This is a genomic window from Oleiphilus sp. HI0125 (assembly GCF_001635355.1).
In genome coordinates this window covers 36737-43711 of record NZ_LWGF01001133.1, presented here as the reverse complement: position 1 = coordinate 43711, position 6975 = coordinate 36737, and the positions used below count along the sequence as shown (strand labels likewise).

The window sequence follows — 6975 nt, the reverse complement described above, 5'->3', positions numbered from 1 at the left end:
GAAATTATCAACCAAACCAGCCAGAAAATTATGAAGGGCAACTTATCATTGCGCATACCCGATCGCGGAACCAATGATGATTTTGACCAACTCGCGCGTAACCTGAACGAAATGCTGGATCGCATTTTTCAATTGATGGAAGGTATTAAGCACGTCTCAGATAATATTGCGCACGACCTTCGAACACCTCTTACCCGACTTAGAAATAAGTTAGAAAACACTCTATTAAAAGTAGAAAACGAAGATCAAAGAGAGCTCGTCGCGAGTGCTGTTGCCGAAGCAGACCAGTTACTTGCCACCTTCAATGCACTGCTGCGCATTGCACGCCTAGAAATGGGTGGTCGTACTGATAACTTTAAACGCTTTAATCTATCCAACCTACTGTTAGATTCGGCAGAGCTTTATGAATTGGTTGCTGAAGATAAACAACAAACGCTTCGCATAAGGGTTCAAAAAGATATCGAAATCCATGGTGACAAAGACCTAATCTTTCAAACTGTCAGCAACTTGATCGATAACGCAATCAAATACACGCCCAATGATGGAGATATATCCATTGAGCTCGATCTCCACGATAAGCTAGTAAGGTTGTCTATTGCAGATTCTGGTATTGGTATTCCTGAAGAAGAACGATCCAAAGTCTTTGATCGCTTTTATCGTGTTGCTAAAAGCCGCTCTCAACCGGGGAATGGCTTAGGCTTGAGTCTTGTACAAGCGGTTGTCGAACTGCATCAAGGAGAAATTAAACTTAGCGATAATGAACCAGGTTTGATTGTGACCCTTGAGTTGCCTGAAATTGATATCGTAGAAGGGAATGAGATTAAAAATGAACAAGCAGGAATAGAAGTTTCTACACCTGCTTAAACATTTGAAAAATGCTAATTATGCCGCGCGTTTTACTCGCTTAAACGCGTAAGTCGCGGGAAAGGTAACTAATTCGAAGCCACTTTTTGCTAGCTTTTCAGCAGCAGAAAATGTCTCTTCAACGTTTGCTTTCGTGCTTTCCGCGCGTGCTTTTAAGCTATCTACTTCGCCTTCAACACGTTTTTGTCCTGCAAAAATCGCAGCAATCAGTGTATGTCGATTGATCTGATTTTCAACTCCCATGCTATCAAGCTGAAAGCCTAAGTTATCTACTTGTTTAAATACTAACTCGCCTATTTGTTGTAGCTTTCTGTTCATGATGTTTTCTCGTGTAAAGTCGTCTGAACTGTGCAAATCACATACGCTTAACAAATAAAGGTATGTTTGCACTGATGGCCGGAACGATACGAGTTTTCCCTAGGCGCTTCAACCTAATTTGCCTCACTCAAAAATATCACGCATAACTACTGCCCGTGATTATTCTTCAAGCTATACTGCTTACTACAAACCTCAAAGCCAATGTTTGATGACATGGAAGCCATACCTATGCGTACTTATATCTTTATTATCTCTTTACTGTTCTCAATGACGGGCGCAGCGTCAAACATTAATTTTCTATCCAGCACTGAGATTGGCTCTCTCAATGACGAAGAGCAAGACTCTTTGAAAGCATTCGTCGTGAACGGCCTTAACAACTACAAACAATTAGAAAAAGCAGAATGGAAAAGCAAAAAAGGTTCTAGAGCTTTATTCAAGATTATTGCGGACTACAAACAAGGTGACACATCCTGTCGTCGCGTCAAATTTGCCGTAAAATCTGCAAAACATAGTCGCTTCCAAACAATGCTTTGGACCTTATGTCAGAATGGAAATCGCTGGCAACTTTCTAAAGCTCCATTAGCTGAGCTATCAACATCACAACGCAGTGCGATTGCTAACGACATATTCGATACGCTAGATAACAAAGCAGACGGGGAGCCAGCGAACTTTCATTATTCTGACGCATCGCTTGATCTTGTCGCAGTTCCTTTCGACTCACCCTCTGATCAAAATACAAGGTGTCGCGTATTATCACTTTCTATCTTGGATGATAAAAGCGCAATGCTGAGCGGAAAATATCGGTTTTGCAATGAAGGTGACGCAACATGGAAATATGTAGGCGATTAAAACGCCCTTAAATCTGATCGAGATTTAAATACGCCATACAATAGTGAAGGTTCCGAATCTCGTTAGATTCTCAAGAGCCTCATCATCTCTACTATTGGCAATTATATTTGAATCGGAAAACGCCATCGTAAATGCCCAATTCTGATACGCCAAAGTAAGCCCAGCCGACGCACCTAAGTATTCTTTGTCACATGGGATAGAACGACTGTTTCGAAAGGTATTGCCGTCGGTAAAAATTCGATTAAACAAATATCCCGTATTCAATCCGAGATAAAAAACCAACCTTGATTGGCTGCGACTGGATTAGAGAGTCTTGAACTCGATAACAATGTTGTCGGAAAAGATCTCTCTAACTCTTGCCCGAATCGCAGTGCAATCATGCCCTCGACAGAGCTACTTATAGTCCCAGCTTCTATCGAAGCAGCCGTAATAATATCGGTACGGCCATCATTGAAGTGCAACTGCCTCCATGCTCTGGAGCGATGAAACTGAAATACCAATTCATTTTCTAACTGAGTATCCCAACCCTGAGGTTCATCTGCTCCACTAGCTTTATGCACAGTTTTTTGTGTTTCTTCACCTAAAGCCCAAGGACCAATAATGCCTATGGTTGTCGAAATACGATCAGCAGTATTCACATTTGCAGTTAAATACGTATTGAAAAATGTTAAAAGCCCTGCATAAGGCAATTCATTTTCTGCAGGAACTTCGATCGTAATATCACTCGGAGATAACAAAGTTTGGCCAATAGAATAAACATTTACAGCCCCTTCAACCTCTGAGTCATCTAGAGTCCATAACAGCGGCCACACCCAAAAAACGTTCGTGGGCATATATCCTTTGTTATCAGATAAATCTAGTACTGTGACATAAAAACCATTTGTATACCCATTGTCATTGCCGACAAAAAGATCATTATCTAGCGTCACAGCAATCCAATCGAAATCATCATCCTACTCAGCTACGGCAACGCAAGACAGTTGCATCATCAATACAAACAAAAATGGGAAAGAAACCTTGCCTAGACTACGCCTCATGGAGCTCATCTCTATTTAGTTATCAATAAGAACTGACGTCTCAGACCTAAATTCGGTATAGGCCAACGACAATAAGCATAGTCAGGAAGAATAAGAGGTCAACGCTTAACTAGGATAAGAAATTGATACAACATACCAAGTATTGGTGCCAGTAGGCGTGCGTACGTCAACCTCATCATCAACTTGTTTTGAAAGCAGTGCGCGAGCCATTGGAGAATCAATCGAGATATAATCATGTCGATCATAAATTTCATCGACACCAACGATGCGAAACTTTTTTTCTTCCCCGTCATCATTATATACAACAACCCATGCGCCAAAAAAAACCTTACCTTCTTGTTCTGGAGCGTATTCGACAACTCGAAGCGCCTCGATGCGCTTTCGCAAAAATCGAACGCGACGATCAATCTCACGCAAACGTTTTTTATTATATTGATAGTCTGCATTCTCCGATCGATCGCCCAGAGAAGCCGCCCAATTAACTTTTTTGGTGACTTCAGGTCTTTCTTCTCGCCATAAATAATCTAGCTCTTCTTTTAAAGCCAAATACCCTTCTTTTGTTATTAAATTAGTCGCCAAACAGCACTCTCTCTTGTTTAAATATTGCAAAAACTAACTTGGCATTAGCTTTGCTTTTTCACTAACTCGTTATTTTATAAAAACCGACTTGATCATACAGGCACTTCATTATGCCCTTATATGCCTATATTGCAGCAATCTTCACTTTGCTTCTCAGTGCATGCGCGAATACATCGCAAAACAGTCTATTTACAAGCGATTTAGAGCAAACGCAGCGCTCTTTGCATCATCACGTCGAACAATTAACTCGCCAATTATTGCTAACATCATCAGACGAATTAACACTTGGTCAAAGTGTAGCTGTCGGCACTATCTTGCCCATCACTGAATTAAGTGGCAAAAACCGCCCACCAGCCAATGTCTTAGGGCAACAACTTCAAGAAAGCTTAGTTACTCTTGCCGCGCAGTCTGGTTTAGATGTTATTGAATTTAAGACAACCAAAACGATTCATATGACAGATGATCAAGATGTCATGTTAACCAGAACGCTTAAAGATTTAGATCTCACCCTGGATGCTAACTACTTTCTGACAGGAACGTACTATAGCCAAGGCCAATCGGTCGTTGTAAATATTCGTCTTATTGATGTCTCAAGTCGAAAAGTTGTAGCCGCTGCCACAGATACCATTCCTATCGGAATGATGTGGGCAGGCTCAACACCAAGCACCTCTAATCAAGCTGGCAGTCTTTACCAAGGTATTTACTAAGGGATAACAGATATGCGACTCATTCTTCCACGCTTTCTTTCAAAGCACTTATGTGTTGGTTTACTCACTCTCAGCCAATCTGTAGCCATTGCAAATACTGATGAAGTAGAAACAAAAGATGAAGAGACCTCAACATTATCGCCATCAACACAAGTCAGCGTTTCATTTAGTGAAGAGCAACAAGAACATTTAGGGCAGCGAACCAAAACTACAGAAGGCACACCTCATCCAATCAAGCCTTTACATAAAGACGTAAACTATTTTGTTCGCGGCTTAATGCAAGATTTGATGGCTAATCTAAGTTTCGTCAATGACAAAACCCCCATCGCAGTTAGTTCCTTTGTATTGCTCGACAGCAACTATCAAGAAACAAACTTACTTGGCTTACAAATATCAGAATCACTCATACATGAAGTGAACAAATTTGGTATTCCTGTCATTGATTTCAAATCTACCAGTGATATTCAGGTAACCAACTCAGGTGATTTTTTCTTCAGTAAAGATCCGAACAAACTTGCTGAAAATCTTCCAATTCAGTTTGTTATCGCAGGCACCTTAGCCCAACAACAAGGCGGATATATAGTAAATGCACGCATTATCGGCGTTAGTTCAAAAGCCGTTGTTTCTTCAGCTCAAGCATTTATTTCTAGAGAAGCAAGTCAAGCCATATTGGATAATGCCCGAGGGCATCAAGCTCCAACGATTCATGTTACAGGCGGTTAAGTTTTGCGCTCACCGAAAATTCTTCGACAAGTATTGATGATCTTATAGATTCGCTACAATAATATTTGGCAAAAACTTTGATGTCGATGCAACGACCTTATTCGTCTTGTGATGCGTAATACGTGCATTCACCACAACGCCTCGCTCACTTTGCACGAGTGTGCCGGTAAGAACATATTCAATCACTAAGTTTGGATTCAACTCATCTAAATCACGCGATAATGCGAAATCTCCAAGCTCATTCACTTGAATCGTTGCTCTCAGTTTATGATCACTAACAGGAAGACCAAGTGCCTGAAGATCATTAATAAAATATTCCGCAAGCTGATTTCCTAGATGACTCGTCTTTTGCAAAGTCGTATCAAAGTATACAAATGACGCAACCAAAATAAGGCCGTTTAATTTAGCTCCCTCTAAATCATCGTACAAATTACCAGCCATTTGCTCAGTATACTCATGTAACAACCTGAAATTAGCACCACCAGTGTCATAGCTAAAATCGCCATCACTCGCGCCCGTTTGAGGAATCTCTAAATCATCACATGGATAGGAATCGCCGGTACTACTTTCGCATAAGCCTTCATTGTTTTGTGCACTATTATTAGTTGAACTACACGCCGTTAATACGGTCACAAGCAAAACGGGTAATAAGTAAGACGGTTTCATAATTTCTATGCCATGTAATTTTTGAACGGAAAAATACTTCCGCGATAATATATCGTCTTCACAAAAAGCAAGTAATACGCCATATCACTACCCAATATCATGAGAGTACCTCAACATCTCGTGACAACAATTGTTATGATTGAAATTTTCTAGCTACAGATAGAATTGAACATAATGACTCGTTTATTCTGCTTTTTGATCATCCTTAGCATACAAAATGTTGCCTTGTCAGAGGATAGTGAGTTCGGCAGTTTTGACAACTTCAACGAAAGCTTCGATGAAGAGTTCGATTTTGACTTCACCTTCACACCCAAATCAACAATCGATACCGTGTCGCTTGAGTCTATTGACAATCCAGAACTCTCCGATGCAGCCATCGCTGGTGCGCTCAAAACGAGTGTCGAGTTTTCCGGTGAGGGGACTGATAAACCTGCATATGAACGCGTAGCAGAACGCGAGGAATCGCAAAAGAAAATCGAACGAGAAGAAACAGAAACCCGAAAAGGGCAAGACGCAGAACAGAATGCATTCCCCGAAACACCGAGCCCTTTTATAGAAGAGCAATTTGTATATGACACGGGCCGGACTCTTGAGATTAAAACCACGACCGTAGAGCGACCTTAATGCCAAAACCTTTTTCCCAGTCTTGCGAAAACAACAAAGCCGTCATTAGCGACACACTATCAACCTATGTTGATCAAGGCGGCCATCTACTCGAAATTGGCTCTGGCACTGGGCAACACGGCGCTTATATGTCAGGCAAGTTTTCGTCACTAATTTGGCAAACAAGTGACCGCGTTGAGTACCACGATGGTATTGAAGAGTGGGTCAGTGAGTCCAAACACGAAAACTTCCTTCCGCCATTCGAGCTAGACGTTAATTCATTTAACCCAAAACTATTGGTCCACCGCTACGATTATGTATTTACTGCAAATACACTGCATATAATGAGCGAGAGTGAAGTTGAAGCATTTTTCAGCTTGTTGCCATCACTTCTTAATGACAAAGGAATGGTATTTGTTTACGGCCCTTTTAATTACAACGGCAGTTACACTAGTGATAGCAATGCTCAATTTGATGTGTGGTTGAAAGAGCAGGGTGAACATATGGGAATTCGAGATTTTGAAACGATCAACCAACTTGCGGAAGACCATGATTTAAGTCTCGTAGAAGATCATGCCATGCCAGCCAACAACCGTTTATTAGTTTGGAAAGCTCGAGATTAACTGCAT

At 41.1% G+C, this 6975-nt stretch carries 9 protein-coding genes and 1 pseudogene; 6 read left to right on the top strand and 4 right to left on the bottom strand.

Translation table 11 applies throughout. The features are described from left to right. The coding region (locus A3762_RS19765) for a HAMP domain-containing sensor histidine kinase (RefSeq protein ID WP_231878871.1) at window positions 1-864 on the top strand (864 nt) is incomplete at its 5' end. Between the two features lie 18 nt (window positions 865-882). Here A3762_RS19765 and A3762_RS19760 read toward each other — a convergent pair. Further along, window positions 883-1182 carry a hypothetical protein gene (locus A3762_RS19760; protein ID WP_068755255.1) on the bottom strand — a complete coding sequence of 100 codons (300 nt, stop codon included), beginning with the start codon at window positions 1180-1182 and terminating at the stop codon, window positions 883-885. Between the two features lie 228 nt (window positions 1183-1410). On the opposite strand from A3762_RS19760, the gene A3762_RS19755 reads away from it, so the two are divergent. Further along, window positions 1411-2031, top strand: coding sequence for a hypothetical protein (locus A3762_RS19755; protein WP_156493610.1), 621 nt, complete (start codon window positions 1411-1413; stop codon window positions 2029-2031). Window positions 2032-2055: 24 nt separating this feature from the next. On the opposite strand, the pseudogene A3762_RS19750 reads toward A3762_RS19755, so the two are convergent. Beyond that, window positions 2056-2960, bottom strand: a pseudogene (locus A3762_RS19750) (lipid A deacylase LpxR family protein). 213 nt (window positions 2961-3173) lie between these two features. Beyond that, window positions 3174-3647, bottom strand: a complete 474-nt coding sequence (greB, locus tag A3762_RS19745; RefSeq protein WP_068757257.1) for a transcription elongation factor GreB — start codon at window positions 3645-3647, stop codon at window positions 3174-3176. Between the two features lie 110 nt (window positions 3648-3757). On the opposite strand from greB, the gene A3762_RS19740 reads away from it, so the two are divergent. Both A3762_RS19740 and A3762_RS19735 read left to right on the top strand, forming a co-directional pair. After that, window positions 3758-4354, top strand: a complete 597-nt coding sequence (locus tag A3762_RS19740; RefSeq protein WP_082869257.1) for a FlgO family outer membrane protein — start codon at window positions 3758-3760, stop codon at window positions 4352-4354. Window positions 4355-4366: 12 nt separating this feature from the next. Further along, window positions 4367-5077: a FlgO family outer membrane protein gene (locus A3762_RS19735; RefSeq protein WP_068757254.1), complete on the top strand. Its 711-nt coding sequence runs from the start codon at window positions 4367-4369 to the stop codon at window positions 5075-5077. Between the two features lie 42 nt (window positions 5078-5119). Here the strand turns inward: A3762_RS19735 and A3762_RS19730 are convergent, their stop codons facing one another. After that, window positions 5120-5743 carry a FlgO family outer membrane protein gene (locus A3762_RS19730; protein WP_082869256.1) on the bottom strand — a complete coding sequence of 208 codons (624 nt, stop codon included), beginning with the start codon at window positions 5741-5743 and terminating at the stop codon, window positions 5120-5122. Between the two features lie 174 nt (window positions 5744-5917). Between A3762_RS19730 and A3762_RS19725 the strand changes: the two genes are divergently transcribed. Beyond that, a complete protein-coding gene (locus A3762_RS19725) occupies window positions 5918-6367 on the top strand; it encodes a hypothetical protein (RefSeq protein ID WP_068757248.1) in 450 nt (149 codons plus the stop codon). Then, a complete protein-coding gene (locus A3762_RS19720; RefSeq protein WP_068757246.1) occupies window positions 6367-6969 on the top strand; it encodes a DUF938 domain-containing protein in 603 nt (200 codons plus the stop codon). The genes A3762_RS19725 and A3762_RS19720 overlap by 1 nt, the downstream gene beginning before the upstream one ends. Window positions 6970-6975 lie beyond the last annotated feature (6 nt).

Excerpts from the sequence above, each read along its gene's own strand:
- A3762_RS19720 (WP_068757246.1), top strand. The coding sequence starts at position 6,367 with ATGCCAAAACCTTTTTCCCAGTCTTGCGAAAACAACAAAGCCGTCATT.
- A3762_RS19730 (WP_082869256.1), bottom strand. The coding sequence starts at position 5,743 with ATGAAACCGTCTTACTTATTACCCGTTTTGCTTGTGACCGTATTAACG.
- A3762_RS19735 (WP_068757254.1), top strand. The coding sequence starts at position 4,367 with ATGCGACTCATTCTTCCACGCTTTCTTTCAAAGCACTTATGTGTTGGT.
- A3762_RS19760 (WP_068755255.1), bottom strand. The coding sequence starts at position 1,182 with ATGAACAGAAAGCTACAACAAATAGGCGAGTTAGTATTTAAACAAGTA.
- A3762_RS19725 (WP_068757248.1), top strand. The coding sequence starts at position 5,918 with ATGACTCGTTTATTCTGCTTTTTGATCATCCTTAGCATACAAAATGTT.
- A3762_RS19755 (WP_156493610.1), top strand. The coding sequence starts at position 1,411 with ATGCGTACTTATATCTTTATTATCTCTTTACTGTTCTCAATGACGGGC.
- A3762_RS19740 (WP_082869257.1), top strand. The coding sequence starts at position 3,758 with ATGCCCTTATATGCCTATATTGCAGCAATCTTCACTTTGCTTCTCAGT.